At 60.0% G+C, this 13,907-nt stretch carries 17 protein-coding genes and 1 pseudogene; 4 read left to right on the top strand and 14 right to left on the bottom strand.

Features of this window, described 5'->3' with window-relative positions; genetic code table 11:
• Window positions 1–3: 3 nt before the first annotated feature.
• The 11 genes from ACQY5P_RS09860 to ACQY5P_RS09910 form a co-directional block, all read right to left on the bottom strand.
• A complete protein-coding gene (locus ACQY5P_RS09860; protein WP_428410575.1) occupies window positions 4–1,947 on the bottom strand; it encodes a DUF3363 domain-containing protein in 1,944 nt (647 codons plus the stop codon).
• Between the two features lie 224 nt (window positions 1,948–2,171).
• Window positions 2,172–2,669, bottom strand: coding sequence for a S26 family signal peptidase (locus tag ACQY5P_RS09865; RefSeq protein ID WP_428410576.1), 498 nt, complete (start codon window positions 2,667–2,669; stop codon window positions 2,172–2,174).
• Window positions 2,666–2,902: a helix-turn-helix transcriptional regulator gene (locus tag ACQY5P_RS09870; protein ID WP_428410577.1), complete on the bottom strand. Its 237-nt coding sequence runs from the start codon at window positions 2,900–2,902 to the stop codon at window positions 2,666–2,668. The genes ACQY5P_RS09865 and ACQY5P_RS09870 overlap by 4 nt, the downstream gene beginning before the upstream one ends.
• 98 nt (window positions 2,903–3,000) lie before the next feature.
• A complete protein-coding gene (locus ACQY5P_RS09875) occupies window positions 3,001–3,813 on the bottom strand; it encodes a DUF2285 domain-containing protein (protein WP_428410578.1) in 813 nt (270 codons plus the stop codon).
• 178 nt (window positions 3,814–3,991) lie between these two features.
• Window positions 3,992–4,312, bottom strand: coding sequence for a DUF736 domain-containing protein (locus ACQY5P_RS09880; protein WP_428410579.1), 321 nt, complete (start codon window positions 4,310–4,312; stop codon window positions 3,992–3,994).
• A gap of 499 nt (window positions 4,313–4,811) precedes the next feature.
• Entirely contained in the window at window positions 4,812–6,566 is a 1,755-nt protein-coding gene (locus ACQY5P_RS09885) for a ParB/RepB/Spo0J family partition protein (RefSeq protein ID WP_428410580.1), read from the bottom strand.
• Between the two features lie 59 nt (window positions 6,567–6,625).
• Window positions 6,626–7,102 carry a hypothetical protein gene (locus tag ACQY5P_RS09890; RefSeq protein ID WP_428410581.1) on the bottom strand — a complete coding sequence of 159 codons (477 nt, stop codon included), beginning with the start codon at window positions 7,100–7,102 and terminating at the stop codon, window positions 6,626–6,628.
• Between the two features lie 5 nt (window positions 7,103–7,107).
• On the bottom strand, window positions 7,108–7,677 hold the full coding sequence (locus ACQY5P_RS09895; protein WP_428410582.1) for an antirestriction protein ArdA: 570 nt from the start codon (window positions 7,675–7,677) through the stop codon (window positions 7,108–7,110).
• 434 nt (window positions 7,678–8,111) lie between these two features.
• Window positions 8,112–8,390, bottom strand: coding sequence for a hypothetical protein (locus tag ACQY5P_RS09900; RefSeq protein WP_428410583.1), 279 nt, complete (start codon window positions 8,388–8,390; stop codon window positions 8,112–8,114).
• An 88-nt stretch (window positions 8,391–8,478) separates the two neighbouring features.
• Window positions 8,479–8,691 carry a GDCCVxC domain-containing (seleno)protein gene (locus tag ACQY5P_RS09905; protein WP_428410584.1) on the bottom strand — a complete coding sequence of 71 codons (213 nt, stop codon included), beginning with the start codon at window positions 8,689–8,691 and terminating at the stop codon, window positions 8,479–8,481.
• Entirely contained in the window at window positions 8,688–9,062 is a 375-nt protein-coding gene (locus tag ACQY5P_RS09910; RefSeq protein WP_428410585.1) for a hypothetical protein, read from the bottom strand. Before ACQY5P_RS09910 ends, ACQY5P_RS09905 begins: the two co-directional genes overlap by 4 nt.
• A gap of 34 nt (window positions 9,063–9,096) precedes the next feature.
• On the opposite strand from ACQY5P_RS09910, the gene ACQY5P_RS09915 reads away from it, so the two are divergent.
• From ACQY5P_RS09915 to ACQY5P_RS09930, 4 genes and pseudogenes are all read left to right on the top strand, one after another.
• On the top strand, window positions 9,097–9,495 hold the full coding sequence (locus ACQY5P_RS09915; RefSeq protein WP_428410586.1) for a MerR family transcriptional regulator: 399 nt from the start codon (window positions 9,097–9,099) through the stop codon (window positions 9,493–9,495).
• A 730-nt stretch (window positions 9,496–10,225) separates the two neighbouring features.
• Entirely contained in the window at window positions 10,226–11,059 is an 834-nt protein-coding gene (locus ACQY5P_RS09920) for a type IV toxin-antitoxin system AbiEi family antitoxin domain-containing protein (protein WP_428410587.1), read from the top strand.
• Window positions 11,049–11,973 (top strand): annotated as a pseudogene (locus ACQY5P_RS09925) (nucleotidyl transferase AbiEii/AbiGii toxin family protein). The gene ACQY5P_RS09920 and the pseudogene ACQY5P_RS09925 overlap by 11 nt, the downstream one beginning before the upstream one ends.
• A 166-nt stretch (window positions 11,974–12,139) precedes the next feature.
• Window positions 12,140–12,490, top strand: a complete 351-nt coding sequence (locus ACQY5P_RS09930) for a DUF3147 family protein (RefSeq protein WP_428410648.1) — start codon at window positions 12,140–12,142, stop codon at window positions 12,488–12,490.
• A 7-nt stretch (window positions 12,491–12,497) separates the two neighbouring features.
• Here ACQY5P_RS09930 and ACQY5P_RS09935 read toward each other — a convergent pair whose 3' ends face one another.
• Genes ACQY5P_RS09935 through ACQY5P_RS09945 form a run of 3 tightly spaced genes read right to left on the bottom strand, consistent with a single transcriptional unit; the run spans window position 12,498 to window position 13,905 of the window.
• Window positions 12,498–12,848, bottom strand: coding sequence for a hypothetical protein (locus ACQY5P_RS09935; RefSeq protein WP_428410588.1), 351 nt, complete (start codon window positions 12,846–12,848; stop codon window positions 12,498–12,500).
• A gap of 48 nt (window positions 12,849–12,896) precedes the next feature.
• Window positions 12,897–13,163 carry a hypothetical protein gene (locus ACQY5P_RS09940; RefSeq protein WP_428410589.1) on the bottom strand — a complete coding sequence of 89 codons (267 nt, stop codon included), beginning with the start codon at window positions 13,161–13,163 and terminating at the stop codon, window positions 12,897–12,899.
• Window positions 13,164–13,176: 13 nt separating this feature from the next.
• Window positions 13,177–13,905 carry a HupE/UreJ family protein gene (locus ACQY5P_RS09945; RefSeq protein ID WP_428410590.1) on the bottom strand — a complete coding sequence of 243 codons (729 nt, stop codon included), beginning with the start codon at window positions 13,903–13,905 and terminating at the stop codon, window positions 13,177–13,179.
• Window positions 13,906–13,907 lie beyond the last annotated feature (2 nt).

The following is a 13,907-nucleotide window of genomic DNA, read 5'->3' on the forward strand; positions in this document are numbered from 1 at the left end:
GTTTCACCGGCCAACCCCTCGTGTTTTTTCTAGTGTCCATTGCACGCCGGCGCCCGTTCTCCTGACGACAATTCCGGCGCCGCGATAACGTTCCAGCTCCGGCCGCCACGGCACAAGGGTGAATTCTTTGGACCGGGCGATCAATGCGAAGCGCCCCTGGCCAAGGTCGACCGGCTTTTCATAAACGCCCTCAAACAGAATATCCGCCGTCATCGCGCGATAGGCCTTGTCGATCTTGCGCACTTCTACGGCGGCGGCGCTTTCCAACTCCACGGCCGCGAGTATTTTCCTTGTTTCGGGAGCCATCCCGCGGCCGTCCTCTGACCACAGCCCTTCCCGTTTCAGGAACGCCGCGCGTTTAACGCGCGCGTCGGCGATGTCGGCACCTAATTCGGCGTCGCCGCATTCCTTTTCGTCTGCATCATCGAGCCAGACCGGCGCGCGGGCCTCAATCTGCGCATCGAGATCGATCCAGGATTTGACCTCCACATGCGCGCCGCCATTACGGGCCGCCTCAAGGCGCGCAGCGCGGCCAAGATAATCTTCACCGATGCGCCATGTCCCGTCCGCCTCGCGCACGACAAGTCCGGCGCGGCGGAGCGATTCGAGCCGCCGCTTGTGCGCCTCTATGAACGCCTTGCTGGCGGAAGGATCGTCCGCTTCATGCAGCGCGCTTGAGTAAATCCCGCGATTGAGCGCGGCGATGCGTGCAATGGCGCGGTCCGATGCGAGCGGCCTCGGCTCGCGCTTGCGCAGCCCCACAATGGCGCCTTGCGGGGGCAGCGCGCCGGGCGGGAGCGCCCCGGCGGAAACGCGCCAGAACTTTCCGTCGCCGGCGACGACAATCAGAAACCGCGTATCACGCATTTCATCGTCGGGCGCGCTGGCGGCGATGCGGCCGATGATTTTCGCCGGCGCGCTGCCGTCATAGGCAGCGATGTCGCGGGTCGCCACCTCCCTGCCGGCTGCCGCCGCTATGGAGCGGATGATGTCGCGTTCTATCGCGCGTTGACGAAGATTCTCTTCCCAGCCTTTGGCGAGGCGCCATTTCGCAGCGCTTTCCTTCACCGCGAGTCCGAGGCTTTCGAGGAATTTCAGGCGCCGCAGACGCAAGGTTCGCTCAAAATTTCCGGCGGCGCCGGAGGCGGGCGCAAGTTCAAGCGTATCGCCGCGCGCAAGGGCGGAAAGCTGCCGATCGATCCCCGTAAAGCGTTCGGCGTCAACCTCGCGCGCCTGAGCTCTCGCGATGTCGAGATCACGGCGGGGGCCAAGCCATTCCAGCGCAATCTCCTGCGCTCTCGCTCTGAGCCCGCGCGTCAGATAGTCCCGGGCGATAACGAGGTCGCGGGCCTTCGCGTCCCTGCCTCGGATGACGACATGGGTGTGCGGGTGGCCCGTATTCCAGTGATCGACGGCGACCCAGTCAAGCTTCGTTCCAAGATCCTTCTCGGCTTGCGCCATCACGTCGCGCGTATAGGCTTTGAGATCGCCTATTTGCTCGCCGTCTTCGGGTGAGAGAATAATGCGGAACTGATGCGGGTCATGTTCCGAGCGCGCCAGAAAGTCTTTGTCGTCGAGCTTTTCCCCGCCGCGATTATAAAGTTCGCCGCCATCACTGTTACGCTCTACGCCGTCGCGCTGGATGTATTTTACATGCGCGCGGAAGGCCGCGCGGCCAGTATAGCGATTTGCGCCCTTCCCTGCCCTCGCGATATGCGTCTTGACGATAACGCGGCGCATCCGGAATTTCGCGAAGGGAGAGCCCCGCATCCCAGCCATGCGCGCCGCAGCGCTCCCGCGCCCAATGCGTTCGCCGGAAAAGCGGGTCTTTCGTTTCGGTTTGGCGATACGCTTGGCGGCGCGTTTTATGCGGGCGCCATAGCGCTCCGCCGCCGAACCGCCGCGGTCGCCCGGACGGCCGAGCCGGGGCCTGAATTCGTCGCTCATCTATAACCTTGCGAGAATTGATGGCGGCACGGAAAACCTCCCGGAAACAACGGCTTCTTTAACTCACGGCGTCACAAGGCTTTCAGCACGGCGCCAATTTTTGGATGTGCAGACAATGTCTTAGGCGCCCTCTGGCGCCGGTGCTTTCATCTTGCCCTCCGGGGGCGCTTATTCTTCCTTTTGCAGCGCTTTCGACGCCTTTGGACCGCGCTCTATGCGGAGCTTCAATCGGTGCGGAAGATGAGGCGCGCGCGGCCTAACAAATCGTCACGCTTCTCCGCGCCGAAATATCGTCCGTCGAGGGAGCGCGGATGAGTGTTGAGAAGAAAAACCTGATCCGCCTGAAGCGTAATGCATCCCTCCCATCGCGGAAGTTTTCCGCCTGTGCTGTCAGTTTCAAGCGCAATCGCGGCGAGGGTTTCGTTGATGAAAATGTCCGGCCCAATCCGGCAGACTTCATCGCCATCCGAGGCGGCGATGCGCTTGATGATCGGCCAATCGGTTTCGAGATAACCGTTCTCCGCGATCCATTGTGCGCTCGCCGCATCTCCTGAAAGGACCGCCCAATCGCCGATTACCGGGTTATCGCAGGTGATGAAATAGAGCCCTTTCGGAGCGCTTTCGGTGCGATTCCAAAGCAGCTTAGCTTCGGGCGGCGTGAAGGAAACGACCGCAAGCGCGGCGATAATGGCGCCTGCAACCGCCGCCAAGAAGTTGTTCACCGCACCCTCGTCGCGGTGTCCTCGAACTGTCGGCTTTCGGACCAGGCGTCGAGGTCGCGCTGCAGATATTTGACCCTTCCGCCATGTTTGCGATAGCGCGGTCCGCCGCCGACCCAGCGATAATGATCGAGGGTCGAGCGTTTGAGTCCAAGATAGTCCGCCGCTTCAGCAACGCTCAAAAACCTGCAACGGGCTTTGTCGTCTTCTTCGGCCTTGCCGTCATCCTGCGTCATTGTCACTCTCCTTGTTTCAGCGCTTATCGATGCTGAAATTTTTGCAGGGAAAGCAGTGATCGCGGCAGGGACGATCTGAATTGTCCGGAAGCGTCCCTTTACAGCAGGCGCCTGTAACCGTTTCGCATCAATTCAAGGCCCTTTTCGACGAGGCGTTTGGCGCGTTTCTTGTAGCTTTCATCGCCGTCGTCCCAGCCCCCGCATACTTGCTCCGCTCCGAAAATCGCTTCGGCGATGCGTCGTCGCGGAACTCCCGCAAGCTCGCCGTCGAGCGCGATCAGCGCGTCACGCAGCTTATCGGGAGCCGCGCCGCGCGGCGGTTTCCGGCGCACGGGAAATCCTCCGCAAACTCGCCCGAATTCCTCCAGATGGCGCAAATTCTCCGCCGCCAGATGACTTGCGTCCAGCCGCAAGGAAAAGCACGCCGACTGCAGGACCGGCGCACCATCTGCGTCAAGCGCAAGCTGCGCGGCATAATAGGGCGCCCGGATTACTAGTTTGTCGCGCCGGCCGGGCGAGATCAGAAAAAACTTTTCTCCCGGGAGCTCGGCCCAGCGGAGGCGCCGCCCGCGATTTGAAGCGCCGGTCCCCGGCTCCGCCACTGCGTCGAAGGTTGCTTGCATCACATCCGGCAGCCAGAATATCGCCGCAGCGAATGCAGAAAGCGCCGGGTCCGGAATAAAGTGCATCCCGAAGCCCTCCGCCACATGGCAGCGTTGATTAAGCCGGCAAATAGTCGATCCGTCTGCGCGTTTCGCCACCGCCGGACGGACGGCGCTTGTGCGTCTGCGCGCCGCTTTAAGGGCCGGATCGCGGCGCTTGAACTCCCAGGCCCACCCCGGTCCCGGCAGCGATAGAAGGCGGTCATACGCCTCGAAATTGACGCGCCAGGCCCCCCGCATGGCTTGCATCTCCCACCCTTTACGACAGACGAGAGGGCGGCGGTTCGCGATGTTGGCGATCCGCCGACATCGCCCCTAAACCATCAAAAGGGTTTCAATATTCGGGCCAACCGGGAGCCGGAAAGCGAAGAAAATCGCCCGGATCGTTCGATCCGGGCGATCTCGTCAGCGGCCGAATTAACCCTTGTCAGTCTCTGGCGTTCCAGAGGATGACATGGCGGCCCTCGGCGTCTTTGACTGGCGCCAAGTTCGCGTAGATTTTGCGGCCGAAGGCCGGGTCCGCGAGGGTGAGCGAGACATAGTCGCGCCCCGAGGACTTCGCCTTTCTGATCCAGCCGCCGCCGATATCGGCGCCCCGGCGTCCGGCGTAGACCCGAAAGTCGGGCTGCGCGTCGGTTTCCTTTTCCGCGTTCTTCACGATGCGGATCGGCGCCGAGAGGTTCATCATCGCGAGCGTGCCTTCGAAGCCCGCTTCGGTTTCGTTCACATATCCAAGTGCGTTGGCCATCTTTTCATCTCCGTTTGGTTTCGTCTCCGGGGCCCCATGCCCCGCCGACGCCGGACCGCTCGGAGGGGGCGCGCCGCCGCCGAACCCAATCGAAAAATCAATGAAAGACTCTGCAGGGGCGAAGCGACAGCGGAGCACCGGCGACGCCGAAAAAATTTGCTGTGCGAGGAAGGCGGCGTTGGTCTTCTTCAGATCAAGACGCCGGGGAAATTTTTTTGCGGGCGCCGGTTTCAGCGGCGGCGCGCCTCGTCCAGGTCCGTGAAAGGCGCGGGGCGGGCATGGGCGCCGGAACAAAGGCAAAGCGAACAGGAGATGAATGGCCGGACGCGTTTGGATGCTCCCGGTGAACGGGCGAACGGCGCGAAGGCGCGCATGTCGAGGCTCGCGGGGCGACGGCCCTCCGTGAATTTGCAACCGAAAAAACCGCCCGGCAGTCGAACTACCGGGCGGTCCTCACGCCGCTGGCCGGAGGCGAAACGTCCGGCGGCGCTGGTTCGGATCAGGCGGCTCGTTTGGCTGGCGCGGGCTCTTCGCTCGCCTCGAACAACCCCGCGATCCGCGCCCATTGATCCGCTGGCGGACATGCTGCGCCGTCCACAAGGCGGCGGGGCGGCGTCGCCATCCACGCGGGGAGCCAAGAACTGCATTCATTTTCGCCGCTGAGTTTGAGCCGGTCCCTGATCACGGCTTTTTGCGCTTTCGCGGTGTCGGTGAGCACGGATTTCGCGGCGGTTGCGCCCGCGATGTCGGCGACCATGGCGTTGATGGCGCGCTTGTCGCGCAAGAGCTCGAAGAAAGCTTCGTCCGGCGTCCACCACGCCCCGAGCTTCGCATCCGTCACATGCAGCGCTGCTTCGACGGTCGCCGAACCGGCTTCCAGCGTTTCGGCCATGACCATGGCGGCGACGCTCATGACTTGCCCGCCGGTCATCTTTAAGAGCGCTGCGAAGACTTCGCAGAGACGCCAGTCGTCGCCGTTCTGATTGACGCCCTCAAACCCGACGCCATGTTCCGAGAAGAGGTCCGCAACGGCAACGCGGCTTTCTTCGACCTGCGCCGAAGCCGCGCCGGTCTCGACGCTGTCGCGCGTCGATTCTCGCGCGCGGGACTGATGCGCGCGTACCTGCCAGAGCGCCGACCCCGCGATGGCGTGGGCGATCAACAAGCGCAGCGCGACTTCTGGTTTCGCGACAAGTTCGGCGCGCGCCGTTGCATGGCGATGGAGCGCGACGTAGTCCGCCATGGGTCCGGACATTTCAGGGCGAACGGTTTTGGACACATCGGATTCCGCGCCGACCGCTTTCGCCTTTCTGGCTTTGCGCGCCTCGGCGCCGGTCACATAGCCCTCGTGAAAGGTGACAGTCCCGTCATGCCGAATTTCGACGAAGACGCGCCCGCCCTTGGTGCGGGGACATTTTTCGTAATCCCACGAATGGAAGAGAGCCCCACGCTCCAGCACGATCACGTCGCGCCAGCCCTTTTCGCGATAGGCGTCCATGCGCTCGGCGACGGCGCGGGACTGCGCTTCCCAGAACTCATCGGCGGATGCAAAGACGCCGAAGTCGCCGAACAAATCGTTCGCGATTTCTCCTTCATAGGAAGCAATGTTGAACAGCGCCTTGTCGGTGGTGATCGCCGCGCCGCCTGCGATCCATGCGCGGCACTGGCGGCCCATGGGCGCGTGTTCGTTTCCGGCCTTGTAGAGTCGCAGCCATTCTTCCTGTTGCGCCTTTGTGGCGAGGGTCAATGCGCGGATGGTCGATGCGTCGATTTCCTCCGCCGCATAAAGTCTGCGGATTCCATCGCTGAGGTTTGCGAGTGCCAAGATGCGCTTCACGTCGCGTTCATCGACGCCGAAATAATCGGCGATCTCAGAGACGGATCGGCCCTTCTTGGCGAGGCGCGCGAAAGCCTCGTATTGCTGCATTTCGGTCGGGGGCTCGACGCCGACATTCTCGATGATCGAAGCCTCGACGGCGGCGGCGTCATCGTCCGGCTGCATGATGACGCAGGGCGCCTCGTGACGCTTTCCCGTCTCTTTCGCCTTGCGGCGCAGCGCGAAAAGGCGCCGCCGTCCGGCGACGACGCCCCATTTGCCGTCCTCGCAGCGGACCAGCATGGGCTTCAACACGCCCGATTTCAGGACGGAGGGATAGATGTCGTCAATATTGGGCGGTTTTCGCCCGTGACGCATATTGAGTTTCGAGACGTGCATGTCGTCGATGGGTAGATATTTGAGCGCATTTTTGCTCATGGGTCGGCCTCCTTCGGTTTGCTTCAAGGTAAAGTGACGGTCGGGGGCGGCGGTTGGCGTCAGCCGCGCGCCGCCTGTTGTTCACGTCCGGCGCAAAGGCGCGCGAGCGCTGCGCGGGCCGCGTCAAGGGCCTCTGGTAAAAGCTCGTTCGCGACATCGGCGAGATAGGCATTATCGGCGCCCAGATAATTCGCCTCGACGCCCCAAAGGCTCGCGGCGTGTTCGGCGAGGATCACGTCCTCGCGCGAAACGGAGAGAACGACGCCGCAATAGAACCACTCGTCGTTGCGCCATGCGGCCATGACGGCTTCTGCTTTCTTGCGCGCATCTGCGAGGCTCTGGCGCCAGTTGGGGCCGGGACCAATGAAGCCCGGATCGCCGATATATTCAGAGGGCCAGAACCCGTCCTGACGCTCATCGGGCGCGTCGGGGCAGTCCTCGCGGACTATGCGAGCCACGATCTCGAACCCGTTGATCTCACAAGCGATGGCGTCGCCCTCGCAAACGAAGCTGTCGAATTTTTCGGTGAAGATCATTGCGCTCACCGCGCCCAGAATACATGGACTTCTTCAAAGCCCGTTTCGATGGTGAAGACGTCGCCATTGAGCGCTATGTCGCGGCCGATTGCTTCATAGTCGATATAGTTTGCGAGATCGTCCGGGACTTTCGTTCCCGACTGCTCGGTCAATTCATAGGCGAAATCTTCAAGGCTCTTATATTCGCCCGCATAGTCTTCCATGGCGGCGCGCGCCTCGCCGATGTCGCCGCAGAAATGCGCGACAAGTTTTCCGGCGAGTTCGCCATGCTCCCCGATAAACGCCGCCAAGTCGCAAACCTGATCGAAGCCTGCATATTCGGAAATCTCTGCGCCTTCGAATCCCTCGTAGTCGTGTATCGCCCATTCCTCGGCGTCCGGCTCGGGGCTCTCGCTGAGCATCGCCGTAACCCGTTCCCGGATTTCCTCCGGGTCGGTCACATCGATCCAGCGTCCGTGCAGTATCCCGGCGTTGTAACTGGCGAGACACGCCACATAGATGTGCGGCCCGTCCCTCTCCGCTCCCGCCGTTGCTGCGCCCGCGTCTTGCCCTTCCGTCTGTTGCTGCTCGCACATAGCTCGCCTCCTTTGCTCTCCGCCGCCGCAATTTCCCCGGCAGGCGGGGTGGGCGGCGGAAAGAAGGGTCGGCCCGAGGGTCAGAGCCGGGCGAGCAAGGGGCTCCAGGTAGGAGGCTTTGAGACATATTGACGAAAACGAACCCGGCCCCTTGCGCGGCCGGCGCCCTCGGGCAGACACGCCGTCCGCCCACCCCGACTGCCTGGGGAAATGAATCAAAAAGCCGGCGCGCTTCGGCGCGCCGTCCTTATTCGGACCGAAGGTCCGACCTGCGGCAGGGATCGTCACCGGTACGGCGAAGACGGCGAATTCGCCTCTTGAATTTGTCGGCTTCGGGCCGCCAATCACCCGTGATTGGCGCGCCTAGAGCCCGGCGCCGTTAGGCGGCCGCCATAACACTTGAAATGCGCCAAGAGACCCGATGCTCCCGGCGTTCAGTTCACATATTTTCCGAAGATCGGCTCGGTCAGATAGGTAAGGAGCGCGAGCGCGAGCGTTCCCCACACAACAATTATAAGCCCATCAACGCCAAACGACACGATCTCAAAACCGACCAGCAGGACGCCGGCGCCGCCAGTGATAAAGATCGGACCCGAATAATAACAATGCCGCCGCTTGCATCTTTTCGCATTCATCACACAGGCGACGCCCATCCAGAAAAACGAACCGCTCATCATCACGATAATGATTGGAAGAGGAACGGCCCCGCTCATGAAGTTCGTTGAAACTAATATCGCAAGCGGCAAACCCCAGGACCGCAAGAAGGGAAGCGGGTGCGCGGCGTGATCGTTCCTTGTTTCGTCAACCACAACACGTGCCGCCTGCTTGAATGGGCGGACACTTCACATCGCCATAGGAGCAATAAACGCAGCAATCGCCCGGCTTTGGTTTCAGGACGGCGCCGCACCCCTCGCAATCGTAAAACCACTGACATGCATCCGTCGGCATTTCGTCTGTAGACTGATGCCCGCATTCAGGACAGGTGATGGTCGATTTTTCGACGACTTCGCTCATAGATTCACCCAGCGAAGCAGTTGGGGTTCATAGAGCGGCATGACGTAGGCGGCGACTATGAGCGCCGCCGTAAGGGCGAGCGCAATCACAACGCGCTTGCTTGGCCTCCGTCCTTTCCAGAATGCGGCGACAATCGCCACAGCAAGTAGAGCGACCGCCCCGCCCATGAAATAGTGTTGAAACCGCGCAAAGAAGGCGAGCTTGCCGACCAGAGCCGCGCTGACGCCAAGATTGATCAGGATGAGCGGCAATACGCAACATAACGCGCCGATGAGCGCCCCCAGGCCCGAAAGGGCCCCGCCGCCGGCGAACCATCCGCCTCGCCTTTGCGCTTTTGTTTTGTTCGGGTCTTCACTCGTCATGCCGTTCATCGTAAATTCTGTAGTCGCTACAGGATCAAGGGTGATGGACCAATACAATCTGACAATTGGAAAGCTGAGCGATCAAACCGGCGTGAAGATCGAAACCATCCGCTATTACGAAAAAATCGGATTGATGCCGGCGCCGCCGCGGACGGAAAGCGGGCGCAGACTCTATCACGGCGCCCTCGCCGAGCGGCTTTGCTTCATCCGGCGCGGACGCGAACTCGGGTTTTCGCTCGACGACATCCGTGCGCTCCTGGGGCTGGAGGACCGAAAACCCACTTGCGCAGAAGTCTTCGAAATCACCTCCACGCATGTAGAGATGATCCGGACGAAGATATCGGATCTGAAAAAGCTCGAACGCACCCTTTCGGCGGTCGCCAAAGGCTGCAGCCGTAACAAGTCGCCCGACTGCGCGATCATCAAGACGCTGTTCTCGTAATTTTTATACTTTGTGTGCGGCTTTGAATTCTGTTCGAATTTTTGCTTAGAATCCTACAGCTCCTCGGGCGGCGAGGATCCATCGCGGTGCGATTGATCAGTTTGGCAATGTGAAAGGTTCCTAGACTCCACGATCGGTCCTGCCGGCAGGGCGGCGGTTAAGGACGGGTCCAACGAATTGCAGATGAACAGGAGCGGACAGCAACCTAGTCACGGACGCCATATGCTAACCGCGGCCTGTATGAATGGCCTGCCTTGTTTAAGGAAAGCGCCAGTTCTCTTTCGGAGAGCCGGCGCCTCTGGTTGCCATGTGGCGAACGATTAGCAGCAGGGCAAGCCGCACGCTTTAGCGAGGGCATGGACTGTTTCGGGCGCAGCAGCATATGCAGCCCCGGCCGTCCCAACCAGCAAAACAACCGCTATGATGAAGTTCTTCATGAAGGCCTCCATAGCTAGCCCATTAATGTTAGGCGGAATCCCGCGAAATTTCAAATCGCGGCGCCGCCATTTGCGGCCAGCTCTTGACGATCAGGACGTCTTGTTTTTCACGCTTACTGTCGTCGTTCCTGTTCATCGCACGGGCAAAGAGCGCCTCTAGGCCGGTGCAGTTGCAAAGCGGGCAAGCGGGCGACTTTGGAAATATGCTAATTTAATGGTTATTAACCGCTGAAAAGGAGATTTCCCAAACCTCACTCTTGCCAAAACTTTGAAATTATCCTATTTTATTGGCTATGACCCAACAACGTCAGGAACGATTAAAGCCCCTGCTCGACGACTTGCCGCCCGGCTATGTCGCCGACGCCGCCTGGCTGACCGCGCGCGGCATCGACCGCAAATCGATCCTGCAATATGAGCAACGCGGCTGGCTCGAAAAGCTCGCCCGGGGCGTTTACCGCCGGCCTGACATACACCGCGACGGTAGCGGCCGCGACTGGCGCCGCCTTGCCCTCTCCCTGCAGCGGATCATGAATTACGACGTCCATGTGGGCGGGCGGACCGCCCTGTCGCTACACGGCTTTGACCACTATCTGAGTCTCGGCGCCGAGAGGGCGCCGGTCTACCTCTATGGCGATGTTCCGTCCTGGCTTGCGCGGCTGCCGAACGCGGACATGTTCGAAACGAGAACCCTAAGCCTCTTCGGCGGATCCAAAACCGGCGTCGACGGCATAGGCGACGAAGAGCAATCATCCCCGTCGCAACGATTAAACGATCTCGTCGTCTCAACGCCCGAACGGGCGATCCTCGAACTCCTGAACGAGTTGCCGGCGAATGAAAGCTTTCACAATGTCGATGCGATATTCGAAAGCCTCGTCAATTTGCGACCGCGGCTCCTCGAAGCCCTGCTCAAGGAATGCCACAGCGTGAAAGCAAAGCGCCTGTTCTTCGTCTTCGCCGATCAACACGACCACGCATGGCGACAATATCTAAACCCGGAGGATTTCGACCTTGGCTCCGGCCCGCGCGCGCTCGTCGACGGCGGGCGGCTGCATCCGCGCTACGACATCACCGTACCGCCAGAGCTGATAGACGCCGCGAAAAGCGATGAGTCGACCGATGGCCCGTGAAAGCTATCTCGCGCAGGTGCGGCTCTTGATGCGTCTCCTGCCCGTCGTCTCGACTGAATCCGCCTTCGCCCTCAAGGGCGGCACGGCGATCAATCTATTCTATCGCGACATGCCGCGCCTCTCCGTCGATATCGATCTCGCCTATCTGCCCATTGAAGAACGAGCGACATCGTTACACGCCATCGACGCTGCGTTCGATCGAATCATGGCGCAAATCAAAAAACTGCCAGGCGTCACCGCAACACGAATCGCCGGGGGGCGGCGGCTGCGACACGCGCATCCTGGCGAATGCGGACGGCGTGACCGTTAAAATCGAAACCTCGCCGGTGATGCGCGGCGCCATCGGCGAACCGCGACTGATGCGCACCACCGACGCTGTCGAGGACGCCTTCGGATTCGTTGCAACAAATGTTCTGGCGTTCGATGATCTTTACGCGGGAAAACTGCACGCGGCGCTCGATCGCCAGCACCCGCGGGATTTGTTTGACGTCAAGCTTCTTTATAAAAACGGAGGCCTCACGGACGATCTCTTCCGCGTTTTTCTCGTCTACGCCGCCTGCTCCAGCCGCCCCATGCATGAACTGCTCGCCCCTAATGAAAGGGAGATTGCTGAGGACTTCGCGCGCGAGTTCGCCGGCATGACGGCTGAACCGGTCAATATCGACGCTCTTCTCTCCGCGCGAAAACGGCTTATCGGCGACATCCAGGCGCGGCTTAATGGAAACGCCGCCGATTTCCTGCGCACGCTGCAGGCGGGCGAGCCGGATTTCACGCTCATTGATCTGCCGCAGGCTGCCGAATTGCCGGCGATTAAATGGAAAATTCTGAACCTGAAAAAATTGATGGCGGATAACCCAGACAAGCATAACGCGCAGACGGAAGCGCTTGCGACGTTAATCGGTGAAAATCGTTGACCATGAACTTGCGCGCGATTCAGGAAGAACAGACATTTTTCCCTGTTTTGCGATCACAACAACTCGGAAGCACGCCAATTGCAAACGCTTAAAAGTTTTGTGCGCGGTTTACGCACAACGCACCGTTGGAGTAGCAACGTATTCAACAAAACATTGGTTGTTGTTTATGCTCTATCTCGTCATAAAAACGATCGTTTCCGCCATCCTGATCGTGATTATCTCAGAAATCGCCAAGCGCAGCCCGGCCTTGGGTGCGCTCATTGCGTCCCTGCCGCTGGTGTCCGTTCTCGGCATGGTCTGGCTGTGGCGGGATACGCAAGACTCGGCGCGGCTCGCCGATCACGCGCAGGCGACATTCTGGTATGTCGTGCCGAGCCTGCCGATGTTTCTGCTTATCCCCTTCATGCTGCGATCCGGCGCGCCATTCTGGCTGGCGCTCGGCGCGGGCGTCATCCTCACCGCTGGCCTCTATCTCGCCATGACGGCCGTTCTCGCCCGGTTTGGCGTGTCGTTGTGATAGTGAACTAAAGCACTTTTTTTATTTCCGCGTATTCGCCGCGCGTGCGCAGGGTAATCGATAAGGGCGCACCGGAGCGGTTGCGCCAGAACCAGCCGTGACTGCCGTCGAAAGCGGCGGTCAGCGTTCCTTCCTGACGCGCAAGCGATCCTTTTTCATAGTTGTGGTAGTTGAGGCACGGGCGGTCGCCATGGGTGTCGAAATTCGACTTTGCGCCGTCCGTGATCCATTCGAACTCCGCTGTTTCCCCCTCTTGCATGACCAGCTTGTATTCGGCGGCGGCGTCTGCATCGAGGGTGAACGTGACCTCATCTCTCCAGACTGGCATGACAGGATCGGCGGGTGCTTGCGCAGTCATTTCAGCGGACGCCGTTTCGCTGTTTATCTCGGCGGCAACTGGCGTCGGTCAAACAGCCTCAGTTGGAACTGCTGGAATGGTGGTTTCCGCTTCGATTTCATCCGCCGCCGCTTCCTCGGCAAGCTGCATCTTGATGCGCCCCATTTCGGTAAGGCCAAGAACGGAGCCGACGCGCGTCGGATCGACTCCATACTCTGCGGGAAGAACAACAGTCACGAGAATGACGAGCGCTGTCGCTAAAGCGATGGCGGTGGACTTCAGCAATCGCGCGGTGGAGGGCAATTCGGACGGTTCGGGTTTGTTTGCATTGTGCATCTAAAGTCTCCGATCAAACGAGAAAGAAACCGGCAAGCTGATAGCCGGTGAGAATGAAACCGAGGGTCATGAGAACGACGTTCGCCGTATAGGCGTGCCGCCAGAAGCTTTGCGTCCGCCGCCAGTATCCCATGACGATGAGAATAGCGCCGAGCGCCAGCAACTGACCAAGCTCAACACCAATGTTGAAAGAAATCAGATTTAGAATGAGCCCGTCAGGCGTAAGCTGAAAATCCTGTAGTTTCGTTGCGAGGCCGAAACCGTGAAAAAGACCGAAAATCAGCGTTGCTGCTTTGGTGTTGGGCTGAAAGCCAAACCAGCGCTGATAGGCGCCGAGATTGTCGAGCGCTTTATAAACAACGGAAAGCCCGATAATTGCGTCAATCAAATACGGGCTGACGGATATGTTCGCGAGAACGCCAATCAACAATGTCAGTGAGTGGCCGACTGCAAACATCGTCACATAGATGCCGATGTCTTTCATCTTGTAGAGAAAGAAGATGACCCCAAACAGAAACAACAGGTGATCGTAACCGGTCACCATGTGTTTCGCGCCGAGGTAAACAAAAGGCGCGAATAAAAATCCGGTTGTTTCCTGGATATATCCCTTATCGCCATCCGCAACGCCATGTGCGTATGCCGTTGACAATAACGATGTCAAAGCGAAGCAGGCCGCAAGCGCCGTCCAAAATACAAACGGTCGCGTGTACAATATGCGAAGCTGATCTTGAAAGATCGTCATTC

The organism is Hyphococcus sp., from assembly GCF_965267305.1.
Taxonomy (GTDB): Bacteria; Pseudomonadota; Alphaproteobacteria; order Caulobacterales; family Parvularculaceae; genus Hyphococcus.

Excerpts from the sequence above, each read along its gene's own strand:
- ACQY5P_RS09870 (WP_428410577.1), bottom strand. The coding sequence starts at position 2,902 with ATGACGCAGGATGACGGCAAGGCCGAAGAAGACGACAAAGCCCGTTGC.
- ACQY5P_RS09880 (WP_428410579.1), bottom strand. The coding sequence starts at position 4,312 with ATGGCCAACGCACTTGGATATGTGAACGAAACCGAAGCGGGCTTCGAA.
- ACQY5P_RS09910 (WP_428410585.1), bottom strand. The coding sequence starts at position 9,062 with ATGAACGGCATGACGAGTGAAGACCCGAACAAAACAAAAGCGCAAAGG.
- ACQY5P_RS09935 (WP_428410588.1), bottom strand. The coding sequence starts at position 12,848 with ATGACTGCGCAAGCACCCGCCGATCCTGTCATGCCAGTCTGGAGAGAT.
- ACQY5P_RS09930 (WP_428410648.1), top strand. The coding sequence starts at position 12,140 with ATGCTCTATCTCGTCATAAAAACGATCGTTTCCGCCATCCTGATCGTG.
- ACQY5P_RS09905 (WP_428410584.1), bottom strand. The coding sequence starts at position 8,691 with ATGAGCGAAGTCGTCGAAAAATCGACCATCACCTGTCCTGAATGCGGG.
- ACQY5P_RS09890 (WP_428410581.1), bottom strand. The coding sequence starts at position 7,102 with ATGATCTTCACCGAAAAATTCGACAGCTTCGTTTGCGAGGGCGACGCC.
- ACQY5P_RS09920 (WP_428410587.1), top strand. The coding sequence starts at position 10,226 with ATGACCCAACAACGTCAGGAACGATTAAAGCCCCTGCTCGACGACTTG.
- ACQY5P_RS09875 (WP_428410578.1), bottom strand. The coding sequence starts at position 3,813 with ATGCAAGCCATGCGGGGGGCCTGGCGCGTCAATTTCGAGGCGTATGAC.
- ACQY5P_RS09885 (WP_428410580.1), bottom strand. The coding sequence starts at position 6,566 with ATGAGCAAAAATGCGCTCAAATATCTACCCATCGACGACATGCACGTC.
- ACQY5P_RS09895 (WP_428410582.1), bottom strand. The coding sequence starts at position 7,677 with ATGTGCGAGCAGCAACAGACGGAAGGGCAAGACGCGGGCGCAGCAACG.
- ACQY5P_RS09915 (WP_428410586.1), top strand. The coding sequence starts at position 9,097 with ATGGACCAATACAATCTGACAATTGGAAAGCTGAGCGATCAAACCGGC.
- ACQY5P_RS09860 (WP_428410575.1), bottom strand. The coding sequence starts at position 1,947 with ATGAGCGACGAATTCAGGCCCCGGCTCGGCCGTCCGGGCGACCGCGGC.
- ACQY5P_RS09900 (WP_428410583.1), bottom strand. The coding sequence starts at position 8,390 with ATGAGCGGGGCCGTTCCTCTTCCAATCATTATCGTGATGATGAGCGGT.
- ACQY5P_RS09945 (WP_428410590.1), bottom strand. The coding sequence starts at position 13,905 with ATGACGATCTTTCAAGATCAGCTTCGCATATTGTACACGCGACCGTTT.
- ACQY5P_RS09940 (WP_428410589.1), bottom strand. The coding sequence starts at position 13,163 with ATGCACAATGCAAACAAACCCGAACCGTCCGAATTGCCCTCCACCGCG.